At 47.9% G+C, this 22,507-nt stretch carries 21 protein-coding genes; all 21 read right to left on the bottom strand.

Annotation, left to right across the window (positions count from 1 at the left end; genetic code table 11):
• Positions 1-19: 19 nt before the first annotated feature.
• The 21 genes from hpf to BM235_RS21325 all read right to left on the bottom strand — a co-directional run bounded on the left by hpf (position 20) and on the right by BM235_RS21325 (position 22,481).
• Complete coding sequence (gene hpf / locus BM235_RS21425) at positions 20-586, bottom strand: ribosome hibernation-promoting factor, HPF/YfiA family (RefSeq protein ID WP_090116275.1); 567 nt, start codon at positions 584-586, stop codon at positions 20-22.
• A gap of 218 nt (positions 587-804) precedes the next feature.
• Positions 805-1,002 carry a cold shock domain-containing protein gene (locus BM235_RS21420; protein WP_143106717.1) on the bottom strand — a complete coding sequence of 66 codons (198 nt, stop codon included), beginning with the start codon at positions 1,000-1,002 and terminating at the stop codon, positions 805-807.
• Between the two features lie 231 nt (positions 1,003-1,233).
• Positions 1,234-2,385 carry a UDP-4-amino-4,6-dideoxy-N-acetyl-beta-L-altrosamine transaminase gene (gene pseC, locus BM235_RS21415; protein WP_090116273.1) on the bottom strand — a complete coding sequence of 384 codons (1,152 nt, stop codon included), beginning with the start codon at positions 2,383-2,385 and terminating at the stop codon, positions 1,234-1,236.
• Positions 2,386-2,399: 14 nt separating this feature from the next.
• A complete protein-coding gene (locus tag BM235_RS21410) occupies positions 2,400-3,347 on the bottom strand; it encodes a dTDP-glucose 4,6-dehydratase (RefSeq protein ID WP_090116350.1) in 948 nt (315 codons plus the stop codon).
• A 21-nt stretch (positions 3,348-3,368) separates the two neighbouring features.
• Complete coding sequence (gene pseG, locus BM235_RS21405) at positions 3,369-4,448, bottom strand: UDP-2,4-diacetamido-2,4,6-trideoxy-beta-L-altropyranose hydrolase (protein ID WP_158543764.1); 1,080 nt, start codon at positions 4,446-4,448, stop codon at positions 3,369-3,371.
• Positions 4,449-4,452: 4 nt separating this feature from the next.
• Entirely contained in the window at positions 4,453-5,178 is a 726-nt protein-coding gene (locus tag BM235_RS21400) for a cytidylyltransferase domain-containing protein (RefSeq protein ID WP_090116271.1), read from the bottom strand.
• 76 nt (positions 5,179-5,254) lie between these two features.
• Positions 5,255-6,307 carry a pseudaminic acid synthase gene (gene pseI / locus BM235_RS21395; protein ID WP_090116270.1) on the bottom strand — a complete coding sequence of 351 codons (1,053 nt, stop codon included), beginning with the start codon at positions 6,305-6,307 and terminating at the stop codon, positions 5,255-5,257.
• A 35-nt stretch (positions 6,308-6,342) separates the two neighbouring features.
• Positions 6,343-7,491: a hypothetical protein gene (locus BM235_RS21390; RefSeq protein ID WP_090116269.1), complete on the bottom strand. Its 1,149-nt coding sequence runs from the start codon at positions 7,489-7,491 to the stop codon at positions 6,343-6,345.
• Positions 7,492-7,504: 13 nt separating this feature from the next.
• Positions 7,505-8,494: an ATP-grasp domain-containing protein gene (locus BM235_RS21385; RefSeq protein WP_090116268.1), complete on the bottom strand. Its 990-nt coding sequence runs from the start codon at positions 8,492-8,494 to the stop codon at positions 7,505-7,507.
• 2 nt (positions 8,495-8,496) lie between these two features.
• Positions 8,497-10,557 carry a glycosyltransferase gene (locus BM235_RS21380; RefSeq protein ID WP_090116267.1) on the bottom strand — a complete coding sequence of 687 codons (2,061 nt, stop codon included), beginning with the start codon at positions 10,555-10,557 and terminating at the stop codon, positions 8,497-8,499.
• 18 nt (positions 10,558-10,575) lie between these two features.
• Entirely contained in the window at positions 10,576-11,727 is a 1,152-nt protein-coding gene (locus tag BM235_RS21375; protein ID WP_090116266.1) for a glycosyltransferase family protein, read from the bottom strand.
• Positions 11,728-12,831 (bottom strand): DegT/DnrJ/EryC1/StrS family aminotransferase, encoded by a 1,104-nt coding sequence (locus BM235_RS21370; RefSeq protein ID WP_090116265.1) that lies wholly within the window; start codon positions 12,829-12,831, stop codon positions 11,728-11,730. It abuts the gene before it with no gap.
• On the bottom strand, positions 12,832-13,734 hold the full coding sequence (locus tag BM235_RS21365) for a GNAT family N-acetyltransferase (protein ID WP_090116264.1): 903 nt from the start codon (positions 13,732-13,734) through the stop codon (positions 12,832-12,834).
• Positions 13,731-14,444 carry a class I SAM-dependent methyltransferase gene (locus tag BM235_RS21360; RefSeq protein WP_090116263.1) on the bottom strand — a complete coding sequence of 238 codons (714 nt, stop codon included), beginning with the start codon at positions 14,442-14,444 and terminating at the stop codon, positions 13,731-13,733. The genes BM235_RS21365 and BM235_RS21360 overlap by 4 nt, the downstream gene beginning before the upstream one ends.
• Positions 14,441-15,520 (bottom strand): Gfo/Idh/MocA family protein, encoded by a 1,080-nt coding sequence (locus tag BM235_RS21355; protein ID WP_255374504.1) that lies wholly within the window; start codon positions 15,518-15,520, stop codon positions 14,441-14,443. The genes BM235_RS21360 and BM235_RS21355 overlap by 4 nt, the downstream gene beginning before the upstream one ends.
• Positions 15,521-15,548: 28 nt before the next feature.
• On the bottom strand, positions 15,549-17,762 hold the full coding sequence (locus BM235_RS21350) for a glycosyltransferase (protein ID WP_090116262.1): 2,214 nt from the start codon (positions 17,760-17,762) through the stop codon (positions 15,549-15,551).
• 15 nt (positions 17,763-17,777) lie between these two features.
• Positions 17,778-18,464: an acylneuraminate cytidylyltransferase family protein gene (locus tag BM235_RS21345; protein WP_090116261.1), complete on the bottom strand. Its 687-nt coding sequence runs from the start codon at positions 18,462-18,464 to the stop codon at positions 17,778-17,780.
• Entirely contained in the window at positions 18,461-19,888 is a 1,428-nt protein-coding gene (locus tag BM235_RS21340; protein ID WP_090116260.1) for an aminotransferase class I/II-fold pyridoxal phosphate-dependent enzyme, read from the bottom strand. Before BM235_RS21340 ends, BM235_RS21345 begins: the two co-directional genes overlap by 4 nt.
• Before the next feature lie 3 nt (positions 19,889-19,891).
• On the bottom strand, positions 19,892-20,767 hold the full coding sequence (locus BM235_RS21335; RefSeq protein WP_090116259.1) for a sugar phosphate isomerase/epimerase family protein: 876 nt from the start codon (positions 20,765-20,767) through the stop codon (positions 19,892-19,894).
• Position 20,768: 1 nt separating this feature from the next.
• Positions 20,769-21,836 (bottom strand): N-acetylneuraminate synthase family protein, encoded by a 1,068-nt coding sequence (locus BM235_RS21330; RefSeq protein WP_090116258.1) that lies wholly within the window; start codon positions 21,834-21,836, stop codon positions 20,769-20,771.
• Positions 21,837-22,481, bottom strand: coding sequence for an acetyltransferase (locus BM235_RS21325; RefSeq protein WP_158543766.1), 645 nt, complete (start codon positions 22,479-22,481; stop codon positions 21,837-21,839).
• Positions 22,482-22,507 lie beyond the last annotated feature (26 nt).

Here is a 22,507-nt window from a genome sequence, read left to right as displayed (position 1 = left end):
AAATTATGTTTTAAGAGAGTCAGACAGCCGATTCAATCAAGCCATAAGTACCGTCGTCCCTGCGATACACGACGTTCGTCTCCTTGGTCTCCGCGTTCGCGAAGACGAAGAAATTATGGCCGATCAGGTTCATCTCGAGTATCGCATCTTCAATGGCCATCGGCGGAGATAAGAAGCGCTTCGTGCGTACCACTTCGAACTTTTCGTCCTCATCTTCGCGCACGAGCGTCGCCGTCGCGTTGGAGCTTGCGTTCTCTTCCTTGAAGACGCCTTTTGCTCCCGCAGTCTGACGAATCTTGCGATTCACTTTCGTTTTGTGTTTGCGAATTTGGCGTTCAAGTTTGTCGACGACCAAGTCGATCGACGCGTACATGTCGTTGCTTTTTTCTTCTGCCCGGAGCAGCAACCCTTGGAGCGGAAGGGTGACCTCGACGGCATTGCTGCCCTTCGTCACGCTAAGCGTCACGTTGCCGTCGGTTTGGGGAGGCGCTTCAAAATACCGTTCCAGCCTGGCAAGCTTCTTCTCGACGTAATCCCGAAGAGCCGGTGTGACTTCCATGCGCTGACCACGAATATTATATTTCATATGCTGCATCCTCCTTTGCTGACTTCATTTTAACATACCCGCGCCGTTGAATTCAAAGCAATATGCAGATTCTTTCGAATTTTCTGTTAACTTTGAAAACAATCGTGAAAACGCTGTAAAACAGAGAAAAACCTCGGATCTCTCCGAGGCGGGGTGGCCTTAAATCGTAAATAGGACCATTGCTTTTTCTATAGGCAGGTGCTCGAAAGCGCCTAGAATTAGATTTTGATAACGTTTGCCGCTTGCGGGCCTCTAGCGCCTTGTACGATGTCAAATTCGACCGGCTGGCCTTCTTCGAGCGCCTTATAGCCGTCCATTTGGATTGCGGAGAAGTGAACGAATACGTCGCCGCCTTGCTCAGCTTCGATGAAGCCGTAACCTTTCTCTGCGTTGAACCATTTCACTTTACCTTGCATGTACATAACATTCCCTTCATCATCAATTCGATTGACATAGGCGATTTGGCCTGGCCCTCTCCCCGAATATACCATCATGGAAAGTTTTGTGTCAATGGGGGTTTTGAAAGCGATTACTTAATTTCATGCTTATTCATTTCTTTTTCATGCATTCGATAATCCATTCTGTTATGAACGCTTTTTGGGCGCAAGCCGACCGGCTAACTTTTTCTGTGGACAAAATTTCGAAAATCAGTCTGTTGAATTAAAGTTAACCGCAAACTGTACTGCTTTTATAACATCCTCCACGTCCCCATCAGACATCTTGGGGAACAACGGAAGCGTTATCGCCGTCTCGTAATAATGCTCAGCTCTCGGACATTGATCGTCCCGATAACCAAGGCCACGGTAATACGGTTGCTTGTAAATCGGAATGTAGTGCACGTTCACGCCGATATTCAAGTCGCGTAGTCGAGCGAAGACCGCGTTCCGGTCGTTTACGCGAATGACGTATAGATGCCAACTGGATTCCGCCAACGGATGCTGTCTTGGCAAGACGACGTCCGCCATTTCTTCGAAGGCGGCGTTATAGCGAGCCGCGATCTCGCGACGGCGGCGTACGAATCCGTCCAACTTAGACAACTGGGAGAGGCCAAGCGCGGCCTGCATATCGGTCATGCGGTAGTTATACCCCAACGCTTGCATTTCGTAATACCAAGGCTCGCCATTGCGCGTCAAGAGATTCGAATCTCGCGTCATGCCATGATTCCTAAACATTTGCAACGCCGTCTTTAATCGCTCGTCGTCCGTGACGATCACGCCGCCTTCGCCGGTTGTCACATGCTTCACGGGGTGAAAGCTGAACATGGTCATGTCTCCAAAAGTGCCTACCTTGCTCCCGCCGTAGCTCGCTCCGAGAGAATGTGCCGCATCATGGATGACCGCGATTCCACGGTCTTTGGCCAACATCAGGATGCGATCCATCTCCGCAGGCTGACCGGTTAAATCGACTGCAATAATAGCTTTCGTACGATCCGTAATCGCAGTTTCGATCTCATCGGGGTCAATATTGTAAGTATGCGGATCGATATCGGCAAAGACGACCTTAGCGCCCATATATAACGCGCAATTGCTGCTGGCGAGGAAGGTAATCGGAGTCGTGACGACCTCGTCGCCGGGCCCAATGCCCGCCGCATAGCAGGCTGCATGAAGAGCCGCGGTCCCATTGCAGAACGCTACGGCATACCGGGCGCCGACGTAGGCGGCGACTGCATTTTCGAAGTCCGCAATGGCCGGACCTTGCGTTATAAAATCGCTTTTGAGCACCTTCACGACGGCTTCGATATCATCTTCATCGATCCACTGGCTTCCGTAAGGAAGCATGTCCGCTCTCTTCTCTAGCATGCTAACCGCCTTCTTTAGATCAGATTGGTCGAACGAATCCAGTCCTCGGTACGGCGAATCCCTTCTTCCAGCGAGACAGCCGGGCTCCATCCGATTAACTTATGCGCTTTTTCCGAATTGCAAAGAAGCTTTTGAATCTCGCTTTGGGGATGGATGTGTTCGACGTGTCGAATTTGAGATTCATTGTTTACGATCAGCATCGCCAGGTCATTAATGGAGATGTCCCGCCCCAAGCCAGCGTTAATGACGTGACCGTTCGCCGCGTCCGAATACCCCGTTTCTACGACAAACTTCGCGCAATCTTCCACGTAAAGCAGATCCCGGGTCTGTGTGCCGTCTCCATATATGCTAAGCGGCTTTCCTGCCAACTTGTTTTTAAGGAAAATCGCAACTACGCCGCCCTCGCCCCCGGTCTTTTGATAGGGACCATATGTATTGAACGGACGTACGACAACGGTAGGAAGGCCATAAGCGAAGTAATACGAGAGCACTAAGTTCTCCGCTCCGATCTTGGCGCCGGCGTAAGGCGAAGCCGGTTTGGTCGGATGCAGTTCATTGATCCCGGTTTGGTCCGTACAACGATCGTATACCATGCAAGTACTCATGAACACGACCTTGACTTGATGCTTGCGGCATTGTTCTAGAATATGAAACGTCCCAACCGTATCGTTTTCAAAGGTGGTTCGTGGGTCATCGATCGAATCCTGAACGTTAATCGAGGCGCCGAGATGGTAACAGACATCGAATTTCACCTCTTCAAAAAGGGTGGAAAGCAGCGCTTCATCTAGAATAGAGCCTTCAATAAACGCCTTCAGCCCTTCATGCTGCCGAAACTCGTCGAGGTTCTCCTTTCGGCCGTTAGACAAATTGTCAACAATCCAAACGGAATGTCCGTCTTCCAACAGCCGCTTACCTACCCATCGGCCGATAAATCCGGCGCCTCCCGTCAGCAGTACCTTCATCATATCGTTAATCTCCTTCCGTTATCGTTCGATTACCGCAAGAACCTCGCTCGCAACTAAGCTTCTCGTTTTCTCTTGGCGGCTGTCCGTCAGCTGCATTCCCTTCAGACTCATAGCAGTCAACCGTCCGGGCTTCGACATAGCTTCCTCAAGAACTGCCCGGTAATGCGAAGAAGTAACGAATGCGTGCCATCCGATGCTGTGCACCGCCCCTAAACGATCGGCTTCAGAAGTGCTATACGTTTGGTTTTCTGCCACGACAGTCACGGACGAAGGCAAGCCAAGATAGCATCGCTCCCATAACGCCACGCCGCCGGCGCCTAACCCATAATCCGCCGAGGCGATTAACGCAGCCATATTATCGGTTTGCACATGCATTCTCACGCCTTTTAGCTCGGAGACCAGTTCGGCAACCCGGGAACCTCGAGGATTAGCTCCGCCGACGACGACATCGGCCTCCAGGTCATGCCTGAACGAAGACCATGCTTCCAACGCCTTTTCAGTCTCCTGCGTCGGATCGCTTCCTCCGAAGAAAATCAATACTCGGCGTATAATGCCATCCCTTGGGCGCAATGTTTGTCTGGCCTCGTAAAAATTCCGGCGCAATAGCAGATACTTGGGCCCTAACAGCGTCAAGCAATGAGCGGGAACAAGGTCGCGGTACGGATCCAGCGTCTCGTCCAACCAATTCTGGTCCAAAAGCAAGTCTGCGTCATGGAAGCGGTCAGCAAGGTCGTCAATGGCCATTATTTTAACCACGTCATGTCGCAAAAGACTCTCCCACTTTGCGTCGATCGCATAATGATCGGTGACGAGCAGCGCTGGTGGCTTGCCGAGGTCCCGTATAATTCGAGATGTCCTTGCGGCGTCGTCCGCGATAGCGCCCGACACTTCCCGCTTTAGCGCCGTGTCGCAATCAAGCCAGGCAAGCTCGTGGCCGCGCGCCTGGATATAACCGCCGATGTGGCCTTCGAGCCGTCTGCAGATAAATAGCGCACTCCATCCTGCAGAAGCCAATTCGTCTGCCAAGGCCAGACATCGCATAACGTGCCCTGTTCCTGACGCTACGGAAGCATCCGCTCGAAAAACGACCGTCCGCATCTCTTTAGACGACCGGCTTTTGTTCGATATGGGCATTAAGCGCGCGAATGTCCGGATGAAGATTCAAAAAGGAGACGACCTCGGTGGAGGGAATCAGCTTGTCGCCCGGGAAGGCTTCCGCTATCGCTTTGCAAAGCGCGTAATCCTCTTCCGTGTCCAGCGTGATCCTCAACGCCGGATATTGAAGAGCGGCGGGAACCTGTACTGCCGTGCGCCGGAACGCCTGCGGATATTCGTGTGCGTAATAGGTAACATGCTCCCGGTGCCTGGGCTCTGTCCCAACTTCAGCCATCTTTAATAGCGCTCCGTAGGAAACGGGTTCTACGGCGAGGCCGCGAGGCATGGCGTGGCTCCACACGATGAGAACTGCATCTGTATGGCCTATCAACGCCGTCATATCGGATGCCAACTCATAGTCTACGAACGGACAATCAGACGTGACGCGAATGATCCAATCCGGCGAGTACGAACCGGCGGCATCCACAAACCGCTGAAGCACGTCTTCCTCCGAACCGCGGGCATACGCGACTCCGTTTTCCGCGCACCATTGAACAATCGGGTCGTCCTGCGAGAGCGCCGTGGTAGCCACGACCACTTCGGCGATTCCATTCACCGCTTTGCAGCGCGTTACGACATAATCCAACACGCAGCTTTCGCCAAGCGGCATCAATACCTTTCCTGGCAGCCTAGAAGACCCCATCCGGGCCTGAATGATTATTATCGTACGCATAGATGTCACTCCTTCGGATTCCTCGAAATCGGTGTCATGCTGCACATACTAACGCGGTGCCGAATCTTTATCTCTTCTACAGAAGCTCCCAGCTGACCGGCGTTCCCTTTTGGATGTCACGGCTAACCGTTCTTCCCAAAATCGTCTCCATATGTTTGGGCGAAAGTCCCGCTCCCGGTCGAATCGCGCGGATATGAGTCGAATCCAGCACTTCGCCCGCTTTGATATCCTTGACGAAATATAGCGAACGGCGGTGTTTCAAAGAAGGCACTTCAATGGCTGTCGGACCGTATTGAATACGTCCGAGACTCTGCCAAGCCTGCTCCGATTCGCGGACAAGAGCCGCCATCTCGTGAGGTTCCATGGAAAAAGCCGAGTCTACGCCTCCTTCGGCGCGGGAAAGCGTAAAGTGCTTCTCGATGACGACACCGCCCAAAGCTACGCTGGCCACGCTGACGCCGGTTCCCATCGTATGGTCCGAAATACCGACATGGCAATCGAACAACTCCGCCAGATGCGGCATGGTAGACAAGTTAGAGTTTTCCGGCGTCGCAGGATAAGTACTGGTACATTTAAGCAAAACCAGATTGTTGCACCCGGCTGCCCTTGCAGCTCTGACGGTCTCGTCTAGCTCGGATACGGAGGCCATTCCTGTAGAGATGATCAAGGGCTTCCCTGTTTGCGCCACTTTGCGGATAAGCGGTATATCCGTATTTTCAAATGATGCGATCTTGTATGCAGGAACGTCCAACCGCTCCAAAAAATCGACGGCGGTTTCGTCGAACGGCGTGCTGAACGCAATCAACCCCCGTTCGCGACATCTTTGAAAAATGGGTTCGTGCCATTCCCATGGCGTATAAGCTTCCTGGTACAGCTTGTAAAGAGAGGCCCCTTTCCACAAGCTGGCTTCATCGCTGATGAAAAAATCCCCTTCGTCAATGTCGAGCGTCATCGTATCGGCCGTATAAGTTTGCAGCTTCAACGCATCCACCCCTGCGTCAGCAGCCGCATCTACGATGGCCAGCGCCCTATCCAAAGATTGATTGTGATTGCCCGACATCTCGGCGATCACGAAAGGCTTAAATCCTCTGCCGATCTGGCGTTCCACTATGCGAAAATCTCTGTTCATCCGAATTCTCCTTCGACGATCGGCCCATAAACCGATTATTGTCTCCAATCCAATAGACATTCCACCGCGCTAACCTCGAATACGGGAATGCCTAAGCGCTCCGACACTTGCTTGCGTTCCGAGAATGAATCGTCGATAAAAATCGCGCGTTTGTTTTTCATATGCAAGCACTTTTGGTCCAAGCTCTTCAGCCACACGATTTGATCGAACAACGCGAGAAGCCGATATCTCTCCAACGTATCGTGAAGCACGTCGCGATGCTTTGTAATTAAGTGTACCGACTTGCCTTTGTTCCTGCACTGATAAATAAAGGCCGCAAGCATCGGATTAACGGCGCCGTTCACGATCAGCGTATCGTCAAGGTCGATATATACGTGATCATATTCGTATTCGAGCCTGTATCGCAACTGGGTATATTCCATGGCGCGCAAGCCCGGCTGCTGCTCCCGGAACTCAATCTGATGTCCCATGCGATCGAACAAGGATAGCGTCGCGATATTGATTCCTTTGTTTCTATAATAAGCAAAGCGAGCGCTATACCCCGATTCGATGCCCGTGATTCTGGCGTTAGCCGAGACTGGATGGGACACGCGAAAGGACCATGCACCCTCAAATGCAAGCTGCCGATTTAACGCCTCCGCGAGATCGCTTAACTGCCGTCCAACCGGGCTCTCTCCGTCGCACTCTAAGATCGAAGAATCCTCGCTTCTGAGCGCCCTGCTGAATCTTAGCCGTCCTTGGAGATCCGTGAAAGCCAGAACTTCATATTCAGCCTCAACCTTTTTGCTCCCGGGATCCACAGGCGTCTGATCAAGAGAAGCTGCGAGCTGTACCGAAAGGGCGTCCACTTTTCGTTTATCGCCGCAAAGCACGAGCGTATCGTGTGGGGAGCCGACGACCGTAGCTCTTAGCTTAGACTTGTTTGCCATCAGAAGCCGCTGCGCTTCCGGATCGGCCGGGTATATATAATCGATACTAAGCCTGTCTACGATCTCTTCCAGCTTTTCCAACGCTTTGGCGTCTTCGACGGCAAGAAACCCTTCATAGCGAAGATACGCGAGCTCGCCCGGATCACCCTCCCTGTCGCCGAGACCGTAGAGACGATAATGGATCATCTGGCCAAGCGCACGATTCAGCTCCAAACCTTCTGCCGTGCCGCAGGGGTATATCAATACGTTTTTCATCCAACCATCCGTTCTAATCTTCTACGAATAAGGCTTCATCGTATCTTAGCATCTTAAGGCCGGTTTGATAAGGCTGCAGCGTTCCGTTCCAATCGCAGTTCCGGTCGGCGATCCATTCCGCATAAGGAATCCCCGCCCGCATGCTGAGGGGTACCCCGCCGCCAAATCGCGGATTGACTTCGATAAAATAAAATCGTCCCGTGTCGGACTCCTTAATTCCCTGCACAGTGACCGGGCCGTACAATTGCAATGCCGCAAGAAGTCGAACCGTTTCTCTCGTAACCGCCTCGTCCTCAACGGTAATAGACTTGCTGACCTCGCCCGAGCGAACAACCAGACGCTTCCTCGGCACGACGGATCGTACATTGCCCGCTTGATCCACATAAGCATCGATGCTATATTCCTGCCCATGGACGAAACGTTGAATAAGCGGCGATTTTACTTGCCCATAAGCAGCGCACAGTTCGTCTGGCGAGACGATATGAATATTCTTGCTTCCCATGCCCGTCACCGGCTTTACGACCCATCGGGAGCCCTTCCGTTCCGTATGATCGATCTTGTCCGGTTCCAAGTAGGTATCCGGCGTATCGAATTCATGACTTCGAAGAAATTGAAACAAACGAAACTTGTTCAAGCAAAGCTCCAAAGAAGAGGCCTGAGAAACGATGACAGTCGTACCGGAGTCTTGGAAGTCTCGTTGTCTTCCGGCCAAACCGATGAGTTCGGGTTCGTACAACGGGATCAGGTAATCGATCTGCTCAAGCCGGCATATCTCCAAAAGCCTGTCGTAATAGCGTTGCCCTGCCGAACAGGGCGGCACAGCATGCACCTTGCTGCATATCACCTGAGCCGCACAGTCGGCAGGATTTAAATCCGCTCCGATCACTCGCCAGCCGGCTTCGGCGAAGTGCCGGACCAGTTGCACCCTTCTACCCACGGATGTAAAAAGGGCGGTTGGCCCCCCCGAGAGCGGCTGACTGCCAGACCTATCCTTATATATCATGCTCACTCCCTTTCCCTGTAGATTCGAATAATAGGATTGTTCCCTATTGACGCAAGCCGTTCGAAAATCTCTTGCTCGTAGCTGGAAGAAGAAATCAAAATGCCGATCTTCTCGTCGGATAGCGCTTGTTCTATATTAACTACCGGCAATCCCGCCATCTCTTTCCCGCTAAGCGAAGGATTGCTATCCACGATTCCTTCGAATGCCGTATTACCTTCAAGCTCCCGTAGCAACTCTGAGGTATGTCCGCCCGCACCGTAAAGATAAAACCGATCCGCGCCGGACGTCCTTAATTGTTCCCGAACATGATTGTCCAAGAACAAGTTTACCATAACCGTGTGATAATGCTTTTGCCGTCCGACATTCGTCTGTATGGGATGCCCATTCATGATGGCGGCTTTATGAGTATTGAAAAAAGAACCACTGAAGATGACGGCTCCGAGTCTGCGCGTCGAAAGGCGAACGAGACCAGAGTCCGCTTCCAAATCGATTCGTAAAGGTTTGTAGAACTTTCTGCCGCTCCTTCGGCGCAGTACCGGATCTGTCCAAATGAAGTCCACATCCAGCGCATCGTAGAGAACAAAAGGCAGGTCTTGGGGCTGAACGTTCATCTCCGAATGGATGGGCCACACGAGATCGTTCGCCCCCAATTCGCGGGAGGACAAACGGGATTCAGTCCATCGTTCTACCTCGTAAAGATCGGACAGGCTCTCGCGCGCTTGGTCGAACAACAATGCGCTGTCGTGCCGTTCCTTCCCCACAAAAACGATGATCAACTTTGCTTTTACTGACGGGCGCGGATTCGCATCTGTCCGCTTAGCTGAATGGAACGTCAGCCGTTCTGGCGATTGAATGACATCGGAATAGGCCGACTGATAAGCATTGTTCATCGCTTCGAGCGAAAAATGGCGCTCGGCCCTGCGCCTCGACTCCTTCGAGAACAGTCGGCGGCGCTCCCGATCTTGGAGCAACGAGAGCGCCCGCTCCGTCAGCGAGTCGGCATCCCGCGGCGCCACCAGGTAGCCTTCCTCGCCGTCCCGTACCAATTCGGGTACGCCTCCGGTAGCAAAACCGACGATCGGAATCCCCATGGACATCGCTTCTAAAATAACGAGCGGACAATTGTCGGCAACGGAAGTGAATAAAAATAAATCAAGGAGCGAATAAACATCCCGCAGTTCTTCTTTGTTATGAATATATCCCATATTCCTTATATTGGGATTTGGGGAACTGGCATCCCCTCCAATATTCAAAAACAAAAAGTCGTCGAACTTCTGGCTGCAACGCCGAATCACTTCTTCGGCGTATTGGCCTCCTTTGTAGGGATTCGACAAGCCGCCGTTTGCGCTGCCGCCTACCACAAGCGTCGTCTCCGCTATGCCATACTTCTCGCGAAGGGCTTGGCGATTCGCAACGGAAGGATGAGGGCTGAAGACGTCCGTATCGATGCCATTGTATATCAATCGTATCGGATGATTCTTTAAAATGCTTTTTTCCGCTTTCTTTTTTAACCATAACGAGGGTACCGCGACGTGAAAGCTTGAACGATCGTAGATTTCTTTTTTAAAAGTCCATAACGGTCCCGCATTATCGGTCAGCACTCTGGGATACGTATTTAAATCAGGGCAAGCGTGGCAGCCCGTCTCCCACTTCCCGCATTCGAAAGAATGGGCGCAGTGCCCCGTAATTGACTGCATATCATGCAAAGTCCATAGCGTAGGCTTGGAAGAAGTCAGCGGCTGCAAGGCTGCAGGATGAAAATAATAGCCATGAAGATTGTGAAGGTGCAGTAAGTCCGCCTCTTGTACCAGCGGATTGCTTGCCAGATCGCGGCTACCTTCATATTCGAAGTCCAACCAACCGGAAGACTTGAGCTCTGCTGCAGCGGCTGTGTTCGTGCCGATGTCGAACGGATAGGACCATGAATCGCCGCTTTCTTTGTATCCGACCAGCATACTGGAGCTGTGACCGTTCGCACGCTGCCACTTGACCAAATCCTTGGCGACAGCCGAGGCTCCCCCGGTATAGTCGTTGGTATGAAGATGAAGCACGTTCATGATCATGCGCCTATCCCTTCTGCATCAGACGGATTGAAGAATAATATCCCTCAATTGCGAGGCCCGGTCGCTAAGTTTGTGCTCGGCTAACGTCCTTGCTTGTCCGCTTTTGGCAATCTTCTCGAAGTCGTAAGCCCTCGAACGAATGCGTTCGCTCTTCATTACGGCGTCCTCGTCATTACGATAACAAATGAGATCGCTGTCCGGATCGAAGAGATCTGGCAAATTCGACTTCCAGTCCGTAAATAAGCAAGCGCCTACGCCGGTCGCCTCGAACATTCTCATATTTCCCGCGCTTGACTCGGCGACGTCGATATGACAGTTGAATACCGTCCGAGAAGCGGATAAAATCGCGAACATATCCAAGCCGAATACAGGAGGTTCGACCAATTCCATCAATGTCGGGCAGTACAGATCGGACTGGGGATCCAGCAATGCGTTTTTTGCTTCTGCGTTCATTAACCCGAACACTTTCATAGAAACGCCGTGCCTGACCAGCGAAGTAATGACCTTTAGTCGCTCATTATGCAAACTGTCGCCGGCGAACAACGATCCGCAATACACGATATCGTATTGGGACGCATCCCTCCTGAACGTATCCGTCACTTGTGACCGATAATCGCGGAGCAAGTCCAGGACACGGGGATCGAAGGAATGCAGAACGGCATGGCTCTGAACCCCAAACGCAGTATATTTGCTCCGCAACGCTTCTGAAGCTGTGATAACGTAGTCGAACGCCTGGAAGTCCGTTCCTCGCTTGTCTTCAAGGGGACCGCCATGGTAGCAAATTATTTTTTGAATAAAAGGAAAGGACGAACGCAGTTCCTGGATAAAGAGGCTATTCCACTCCATCCAATCGTGAATGAAGACGATATCCGGCCGATAGTGACGAATTTGGTGCCATACAACATTTTTGTTGGAGGCCACCGCTACTTGGTGCTCCTCCGCCCACTTAGCCTGAAGCGAATCGGCGTTAGCGATCACGTCGATGACCTCAAGATCGGGGAACGCGTTCAAATAACGTGAAATCGTGTGCAACGGAAGCAAAGCCGATCCGAAAAGCGCCTCGAACTGAGTCTGATAAGGGGAAATGGACGATACGATCCCATCGCGATAGCTTTGACGAATATATTCCCTATAGAAGGCAGTTACTTTTAATATACGAAGCTTACTCACTCAAATCTTCGCCACCTTCAAAAACTCATCTCGAACATACTCCAACTGCTCTTGCGTAATCTCGCTGCAAAGCGGCAAACTTAATACCCGTTCGGCGATCCGCTCGACGACAGGGAGATCCCCTTGCTGATAGCCCAAATCTTGGAATGCCGGCTGGAGATGAAGCGGAATCGGATAATGTATAGAAGCCAGAATACCTTTAGATCGCAAGTGATCGAGCGTGCCGTTACGATTACTAACCTGAACGACATAGAGATGATAAACAGGCACGACTTCTTCCGGTACTTTCATGATCTGAAAGCCCTCTTTGGCAAAAGCATGATTATAGATCGCGGTTTTCTCTTGTCTCTTGTTCGTCCATTCTTGCAAGTAGTTTAATTTAATGGACAGAATCGCAGCTTGAATATCGTCCATTCTAAAGTTGTATCCAATGATATCATGCTTGTATTTTTCCGTTCGCCCATGATTGGACAATTTACGCATGATCGCTTCTAAGTGCTTATGTCTGGTCAGCACAAAACCCGCATCGCCGAAAGCGCCCAGGTTTTTTCCCGGAAAAAAACTGAATGCCGCGGCATCGCCAAAGGTACCGACCAACTGTCCGTCGAATGTTGCCAAGTGGGATTGCGCACAATCTTCGATTACGTAAAGTCCGCGGCGTTCGGCAATGTCCATGATCGCTTTCATATTGCAGACATTCCCGTAAATATGAACCGGGATAATTGCCTTCGTGCGGCGCGTAATGGCAGCTTCAATTTTAGTCTCGTCGATCGTATAGGTGTCGGGATGAATATCCACGAAAACCGGCTTTGCACCCACATGGCAGATCGCTTCTGCAGTCGCGATAAAGGTGTGCGGCGTCGTGATGACTTCATCTCCCGGCCCTACATTCAGCGCCTTTAAAGCCAGAAAGAGAGCCGTTGTCCCGCTGCTGGCCCCGCAACCGTAAATATCATGACCATGAATTTCCTTAAACTCACGCTCGAATTTGGCCAGATACTTGCCATCGATAAAATGGCGGGACAAGCATACCTCCTCGATCTTAGCAAACACTTCCGATTTAATGTTCTCGAATTGTTTTTCTAGGTTCACCAGCGGGATCATTCAATTCGCTTCTCCTTTGGTTATGAGGAAGTAAGGCGTTTGCTTGGCCCCGAAAGCGCGGAAAAAGCGCTCTACCGGCTCAAGCATACTGCCTTCAAAGTCAAATTTGGCTGTGACGGTCGCCGAATGCTTAATCGCTTCCCACAACAAAAGGGAGGTTGCGCCGCTGTTGCGGAGTTCCGGATCTCCTCCGCCCATAATGTAGTAGGCGCTATTTTCGTCCCAAATCACATAAATGGCAGCGTGTATTCGGTTATCCTGATCATAAGCGAACCACATTTTGCGGCAATTTCGCTCGCGACAGGCGCGATCGATCTTCTTTACATAATCCAATGTATAACCCATGGGGACATTTTGCCGTTCGAACGTTTTCTGATTAACCGTATAAAATTTCTCGATGTCATCCTCTATTTTAATATCGACCGAACGTACGGCTTTGCGTATATCCGTCTTTATATTACTTCGAAATTCATTGAAAACGCGGTTCAAATCCTCAAGTTGATCAAGAACATAAGTATATCTTGTCGTCTGTTGGTAGCCTCGCCAGTAAAACGGCAGCCAGTTCGTTACGGAATAATGAAATCGCTGAAAAAAATGATCGACTGTGGGGAGTTGATCAATTAGTTCATTGAAAATATCCTTTTCATATCCAAGTCGAGTACTATTTTTTTGCTTTGGCGGGTAGGCAGCCCAAATCCCCATTGTTTGGGTATGTTTGGGCATAATAATTTTATTTTCTTTTTTAACGTATGGGAGAGCCGCGACGATCATCCCGTTTCGTTCCGCTAAAGCTACATCCCATTGATTCTCCGCAACGCTATCTAGCCACCAATCTCTAGAAAATATGGGAATCGATGTTTCATTCCGGCAGATCAACCGATACTTTTCTTGGTTGGATGTCATTTAAGTATCGGCTCCAATAAGGCGTGATATCGATATTCATAGTACATTGAAGAAACGACTTCGCAACGATAGCCGTACTTATCTGCAATTCGTTGGAAGACATGAGGCATGTGCGAAAATCCTTTTTGGTTTAACGGAAGACCTTTCACTTTTCGTGTCACTCGCTTCATGAGAAGCTTCATATATCGATATACGACTTGAATGGGGGGGATTGGGCGATTGGTAAAAAGCTTTAACTCCCATAACAAATGAATTCTCGGATCGATAATATCGAAAAAAGCAACAGCCCCATTATCTTCCAAGTGGTTCCGTGCCTTTTTAACGAATTCGTCCAACTGCTCTTCTGTCAAATATTGAACGACTTGTCCGAGCGTAATCACGTCAAAGCGCTTCCCATTCAGAGCGTTCCAAACCGTAGTATCATTAGCTTCGAGTAATTCAATATTAGACAATTTCTTGAGATCGATCCGCTCTTTCGCTTTTTGAAGCATGCCGCTTGAAAAGTCGGCTGCCACCACATGGGAGTAGGCTTTCGCGTAATAAACCGTCAGATCGGCGGTTCCGCAGCCAAAGTCCAGAAGCGCGTTTTTAGCGCCCTGCATGTGATATAGTTTCTCTTTAGCCTCTTTTTCGTAAAAAGCCTCTGTTCGAAAACGATGCTCGGCGTCCGTACGATCTTTCCAAAACGCATCCCAGAATCCTTTCCTCATGGGAGCATCCCTTCGCTAGCTCTTTGGTTTTTCCCGAGAGGGCTATTCAGGTAGCGATTGCCCTTAAGCCTCACTGGCAGCTTAGTCTCCGCGGACTCGTAGATCGCTTGAATAACCTCCAGCGAATACCGTCCCTCGCGTCCTTCGACCGCCTGGCCGGAATATCCGTTTACCGCGCTTACGACATCCGCTAGAAAACGTGCGTGTCCGAAGCCGTATACATTTGGAGGGAACTCCTTCGCATCGGCGATTTCTTCGGCCTGATCCGCAAAGTTCCACGTCTTCATCTCGTTGACGGCGAAGCCTCCAACTTCGACTGCTCCGCGCTCCCCAAGAATCGAGAGCGAACCTTCCAAATCGATCGGGCGCGCTGCAGTGGTCGCTTCAATAATGCCCAACGCGCCGTTCGCGAATCGCAAGACGACCGCAGCGGTATCCTCCGTCTCAATATCGGCCAAGGCTCTGCTGGTCTGCGCGTACACTTCCTCCACCTCGCCAAGCATCCAGACGAGCAAGTCAACATGGTGGGAGGCTTGATTGGCCAGCACCCCGCCGTCCAACGCCCAGGTGCCGCGCCATGCGGCTTGATCGTAATAAGCCTGCGTACGGGCCCACCTCACCCGAACCGTTCCCATGACCAGTTTGCCAAATCGCCCTTGTTCCAGCGCTTTACGAACTTGCAATACAGGAAGGTTGTAGCGGTTCTGCTTGACGACGAACAGCTTGACGCCGTTCTCCTCGCATACGCGAATCATGTCGTCGGCATCCTGCAGCGTCAAAGCCATTGGCTTCTCAACGACAATGTGCTTGCGATAGTTAGCCGCAATGTCGATCGCGATCCGTGCATGCAATCCGCTCGGCGTTAGAATATTAACGACGTCGATTTGTTCCTGCTCGAGCATTTTATGATAGTCGTCGTAATACGGGATTTGAAAGGACTCTCCGACTTTACGGGCCTGATCCAAATCGCAGTCGCAAACCGCGGCCAACTCCGCGTTTTCCGTCTGCAATATGGCTTCGATATGTTTTTTGACAATCCGGCCGCAGCCGACGAGAGCAAAACGAATCGAATTCAAATGAAAACAACTCCCTTATCGTTTCAATCTAGTCTCTTTTTTCCTCTTCTAGCATCATTAAATATTCCTCGGCTTTTCGATGCGGTTTTTGGGAGATCCTTTTACATTCCGCAAAACATTCTGCCGCTCTCCGTTTTTCTTCTGTTCGTAAATATAATTCGCCTAGATAAAACAAAGCGGATGCTTTATAAACGTCTTTCCGTCCTAATAACCAAGGATCATTACTATTCTCTACTTCCCGCAAGTACGACAACAACGGACCGCGCGCTTCCATATACCGTTCTTCCCTTATAAAGGCGCGACCGACATAATAACAGCAGTCGGGATGCGGATCATCGGAAAACCATCTTATAATGGGCTTGTATTGTTCATGATCAAAGAGAATCTTAATATACCAACCGATCGCGCCTCTATTTCGTTCTAAATAGCGCATTATACATACCCCGACTCTATCACGCTGGCTAATATAATTATGATGGTTAAAATATACATAAAGCTTCACAACTTGATTAAATTCCATTATCGATAAATTAGAGTCAACCGCCCCTAGCGTTGTTAGCTGGTCAAGTAACTTAAAAGATAACCTATCATTCCCTAAAGCATTATAGGCAATCCCCGACCAAAAGACCTCATTTACATCGTTACTATGTTTATATTTCTCAGTTAATAATTCGTAATAACCATCGATATATAAGACCTTAGCCAGGGAACCTTTTATATCGTGGTATTGACGTTCATGGCATAAATGATTTTTTAAAACGGTTGCTTCTTCAGGGTAGATTAATTTATTTAATATGGTTTGTGAATCTTGTCTCTCGTTAATACGCGGAATAGTTTTAGCGAGATTTTTTTGTTTTTTTATCCTTAAGACAGCATCCAACAGCTCGTTTGTAGTTTCGGCTTTAAAGACCAAACCTGTTTTAAATTGCTCAGCGAAAAACCGATTCGCATTTGGATGAAGCACGATGGATGGGACGCCAAATTCCGCTGCCTCGACTACGGATGAAGAAAAGGCTGTTATATGAATATCGGTCTTTTTCAGCAAAGCCATTAATGGCTCGGCTGTCGCTTTTTCGACTTCTATTTTATTGGCTTTAATCAACGGCTCTAATTTCTTATTCATTTCCGTTGCTTCCTGGTGAAATCTGCCTAGCATTTGGGGATGATACCTTACATGCCACAACCAGGCATCCGGGGATTTGGCGATCGCACTTAAAACCCAATCCGGCAGATTGTCCGTCCAATCATCGAGACCGTATAAAGGTTGCAGCGTGAGCAATATATGATAACGGGAGTCGTTCATATGAGTAAGTTGTTTATCGTAAGATTTTACGATTTCACTCTCATCGTTCTTCCAAAGTTCATTCCATAGGTTTCCGCCTGCAATTCCCTTTGCGATGCCGGTCTCGACCGCCCATAGATTAACACTTTCGGCTTCTTCCTCGCTCCAACACCAATAATAAAATGGCATCGTATTAAATCCTTTTTGGGGGACGTTACTCCATTGTTTATAAATAATCTCGCCCAGAACACCATGTTGTATCTCTACGGACGGAATGTTCAGTTCCCGCGCAGCAAGCGCCCAGGCCATACTCGACAAATTGGCCGAATTGACCATAAATACAATCTTTGCTTTGTATTTTGATAGCAGGGCCTTCATCATTTCGCTGTTTCTTTTGATTTCGGAAACCCACTTCATCAATTTCGGGAGATCAGGAAAAAAAGAGGATTCGGGAAATTTTTTTTCGTATTCCCTGCCAATTGATTCAAGCAACCTCGTATCAAAAGAGACATCCACTTCGTCAATTGGCTGTTCAGAGACGGACTTGAAAAAACGGGTCAACGAATACGTTTCCGATTTTACCGGTTGTTGGTGAACATTAAACTGGTTATATTCAAGACTTACTGCCCGAATCCCTATTTTTTCGAGGCTTTCAATCCAAGGTTCTATCAATCGATGGTACCAAACGTTATTCAGCCGCGATCTTCCAATTGAATCAAATAAAAAAAAAGCATCAATATGTGAATCGCGATTGCTTAACAGGTCAGAAAGAACAGGAAAATCATTTGAATCGCTAAATGCCTGCACATGGGAAGCTTCCGGCACCTGAATCGTTAAGGGAAATCCTGAAAAAATCCGAATCAGAGGCCATACATCCACCCCGTTTAGTTGCCAGTTCTCAACGTTGAAATTCTTTTCAATATCATTGTAGAACTGTATCACTGTTTGGTAACGGGACACATTACAACCTCCGTCCTAAAGTTGTTGCTCCATGATCCACTCTACAAGTTTAAAGTCAAACAAAGAATCAATATCGTACGAACGATCTTTAGGCATAACATAGCCAAGCGTATCGCTTGTTAAAAATGCCTTTTCTCTAATGAATCGTTCTACTGAACATACATAAACCGCTCCGTTTAAATTATATGTCTGTGGAGCATCCTGACGTCTAGTGATCGCATGACCAGTAAGGATAGGATCTAGGCGCTGATCAGGTTTCATAGTATACATCCAGTAAGGCGTCTTGTCCGTCTCGACGACCGTCACGCAAGCCGCTCCGTCATTTGAGGCAGAAAGTGATATGCATCCATCTATATCTACAGATTGACGAAGCGGCGAAGTAGGTTGAAGCATAACTACATAATCATAGCCATGCATAAGAGAAAGTGCATGCAGAATCGGCTCGACATGAGTTGTATGATCTGCCGCAATTTCCGCGGGTCTAAAGAAAGGCACCTCTGCGCCATGTTGACTTGCGACGACAGCTATTTCAGTGTCATCCGTCGACACAATCAATCTATCAATGAACGCTGATCTGTGGGCTTCGTCGATTGTCCACGAAATAAGTGGCTTCTGGTTTAACAAACGGATGTTTTTACGCGGAACTCCTTTTGAACCGCCCCTTGCCGGAATTACGGCCAGTACTTTTTTATCGCCGATCATTTGATCTTCCCCACTGCCATATTAATTTGATTCGTTATTTTAACAACATGCTCTTCGGATATGCCTATATATGTTGGGAGGTTTAAGCCTTGCTCCGATATCAGACGACTTTGCGCATTTGAATGAGTATAAGACTTATAAATATTCATAGCCGACAAAGGGTAAAAGAATGCACGGTTGTCAAATCCACTATTTCTCAATCTCAGCAATAGCTGTTCTCTAACCGCTGCCGGTACAAGAATGCTAACTAACCATACGACTCTATCGCGGTCAGGAAGGTCACTTTGGAAAGAGATCGCGTGATTTTCCTTTAAATAGTGCTTATACATATCTTCAATCTGCTTTCGTTCAACAAGCATTTGATTAACTTTCTCCATTTGCGCGTAGCCAAGTGAGGCCTGTAAATTGGTCATTCTAAAGTTGAAACCAACTTCTTCGTGCCAATACTTTTTATTTTTGCTCATACCGTGATCTCGAAGCAGTCTTAATCTTGTTTGAAGCTTCTCGTTTGAAGTGACACACATTCCGCCTTCACCGGTAGTTACGATTTTATTAGCAAAAAACGAAAAACAACCTATATCCCCGATAGATCCAGTTTTTCTGCCTTTATACAAAGCGCCATGCGACTCCGCACAGTCTTCAATTACAAACAATTGATTCTGCTCGGCAATTTGCATGATTGCATCCATATCGCAAACCTGGCCGTATAGATGGACGGGAATAATCGCTTTTGTTCTCTTGGTTATGGCTTGGGAAATCTGTTTGGGATCGATGCACCAACTATCAGGTTCAATATCTACAATCACAGGCGTTGCATTAACATGCAATACAGCATTAATTGTGGCGGCAAAAGTTAGATCAGGAACAATTACTTCATCGCCTTCCCCTATTCCAAGCGCCTTCAAAGCCAATTGAATAGCAACGGTACCATTCGATACCGAAACTGCGTAACTGGAATTTACAAACTCGGCAAAAGCACTCTCGAAGAGATCAATGTATTTTCCGCTACTTGAAATCCAGGTCGATAGAAATGCATCCGTTAAATATTTTAATTCGTTGCCCTTTAAGTATGGAAAAGAAACGGGAACATGAAGGTGTGCATGGTATTCAAAAAAATCAACAACCTGGTGTTTTTCGTCGACTAATGGAATGATTTTAATCTTTTCGTTGATTTTTCCCTTTAAGGTATCAATGGAGTCTGCGATATGTCCATACACAAAACCCCCGCCAATGATTTCCCCCAAAGTAGTTTCAAGGCCTTTTCCTGCAAGCAGTGCTCTTCGTATATCTCCATCCGTGATTACGCCGACTAACTTCGAAGCATCATCAACGATAAAAACGGTGGATTTCATGTTTTCGTTTATCGACCTTAGAGCTTCCAACAGAGAGTTATGCTCATTGCAAATCATATGATTTAGCTTCATCTTTCACTCATCAACCTCCATGGTTGTTTGTTGCAGAAGCTTTACTAGATTGGCTATTTGATCAGGACTATTCTTCATTGCTTCCAGCACAAAAATCGATTTGGGATTGAAAATAGACAGCAACTCGCATTCCTTTGTCGTGGGCGGTAAATGTTGATCGTCGCTACCATCGTTGCTATGAATATGTACTTGAAATATCCTGTTTCTAAACGAGAGAATGAAGTCTTCCATTCTTTCCGTTTCATAAAGGGTCGTTGAAAGATGATAATGTCCGATATCAAATAAAATCCCAAAATTGGGATCGTCAATTTCCTTCATGAGTCGCTCGAACTCATGATGTCTTGTCATCATTAAATAAATATATTTAGCAGGATGGCCCCCGGAATTTTCGATGGCGAATTTTACACCGCGCTGTTTTGCATATTCATTTAACTCTTTGCAAGAAGCCACCAACTTGTCAAAACACTTTTGATAGGTCGTTTCACTATTATTTGCCTCTTCGAAAGTAAAACCCGTGAAAAAGGCAATTTCTTTGGGATCGCTAATCATTCCGGGATGAATCGAATAGATGGGGCTTTGAATGGCGAAAGATAAATCGATAGCTGCCTTCGCATGCTCAATGGATTTTCGGCGTATTGATTCGTTTAGTGAAGACAAATTTAAAGCAAAAGCTGTTTCATGCGGAGGAAAATAGTTATGCACAACGTAATGAAACCCATATTTGTTTTGGAGGGACGTGATCACTTCCCTTACATCTTGTCTAAACGTATGTGAAGAGCCTAATTCAATATTTTTGAAACCTAGGTCCCCATATATATTCAAAACGCGTTCCAAATCAAAAGGTTCCTTGATCGCAGAAGTGGAAACATAAACATTCACGCTATTCTCCTCCTTCTTTTTCGATCAATTCGATAAGCTCATTTTCACTAAAGTTTTTAGGCGCCGGCTTCCCTACCAAATGGTCGAAGTAAAGGGCTGGTATTCCTTTGCCCCCGGTTCGTTTGGCGATAACGTTAGATTCATTGAATGGATCGCCTTTTTTTATTATTTTTGAAGCTACCAGGTATTTCTGCAGGCTTGTTCTTGTGCCTAATTCGGATAATGTCGGATACTTGGTGAAACTCCCCAAATACGTCTCTACCTTCCTGATTTCTCTAACCATCTCTCGAAATTGCTCTGGATCTATCGAAGCCTTATGATCCGGCCCTTCCAAATCCCGATCCAATGTCAAATGCTTCTCGACTAGCACAACTCCCATTGGTACCGAATAAGGCGCCGCTCCGATACCTTGCGTATGATCGGAGTAACCCACCAAAATATCCAAACGGCTCCGATACGTATGGATGACGTTCAGATTAGCTTCCTCGTCCGCCAAGGGATAATTCGCGCTGCACTGAAGAAGAATAACATCCTTGTTTATTGGATAAATCGTCTGCAGAGCAAGTTCTATTTCGCTCATATAACTCATTCCTGTCGAAAGTATAACCGGCTTGCCTTTGGAAGCTATTTTTCGCAGAAACGGCAAATTATTAATATCGGTAGACGCTACCTTATAAGCATCCAAGTTTAAATCATCCAAGAGATCAAGACTAACTTCGTCAAAGGGAGTCGTTAAAAAAATGATTTGTTTTTTACGACAGTATTCTAACAATAGTTGATTCTGATCTTTAGTTAATTCAATTTTTTTGAGCATATCAAATTGGGATTCAGCAGCGTCCGTCGTTTGTTTTTGATAGGGAGCTTTTGATACGTTACTTAAAATAAGCTCCTCCGTTTTAAATGCTTGAAATTTAACTGCATCCGCTCCGGATTCTACTGCAGCGTCTATTAATTGAAATGCCTTCGACAAGTCTCCTCCATGATTCACGCCTGCCTCAGCAATTATAAATACCGAAGATCGAGAATCGATTGATTTGGGCCCGATCTTGACCGTCTTATTGAAATTCATTTATATGCTCCTATTCTGCTTAAGATCCACGCTCCTAAATGGTACGCCATAGCCTTTACTGCCGGCTATGATATCTTTAGTTACCACGGAACCTGCACCGATAATTACATCGTTTCCTAACGATAAGTCAGGTAGAATGATAGCCCCAGCTCCAATAAAAGTTGTATCTCCTATTTGGACATTTCCGCAAACAACGCTTCTTGGCGCTAAATGACAATGATCACCAATTTTACAATCGTGTTCAACTATAGCTGATGTGTTTAACAGACTGTTATTTCCGATCTTTCCGAAAGTTTGGACAGTAGCATTGGCTAGAATCTGAACGCCGTCCCCCATCCGAACATGCGCTCCTATCACCGCAGTCGGATGTATCACTTGAGTGAATTTATATCCCTTTGACGTGAAAGAATCAAAAATTTGTCTGCGTTTATTAAGACCGCGAGCGCTACCTATGCCGTTAGCCAACTCGACCTCGTCAGGGCTATAATCCAGGATCCTCTGGTCGTCTCCTAAGTAGCACAGATTAAAAATATTGGGACCGTCTTGAATATCCGTAAATCCGATGATATCTCTATTTAATTGCAGCAGGGTATCTACGACTACCCTGGCATGGCCACCGTTTCCAATGACAATTATTTTTTTCAAAGATAGTGGCCCTTCTTTCAATTGGG

Source organism: Cohnella sp. OV330 (assembly GCF_900112065.1).
Taxonomy (GTDB): domain Bacteria; phylum Bacillota; class Bacilli; order Paenibacillales; family Paenibacillaceae; genus Cohnella.
Note: the sequence above shows the minus strand (reverse complement) of the source record. Positions and strands in the feature narration are given on the sequence as shown.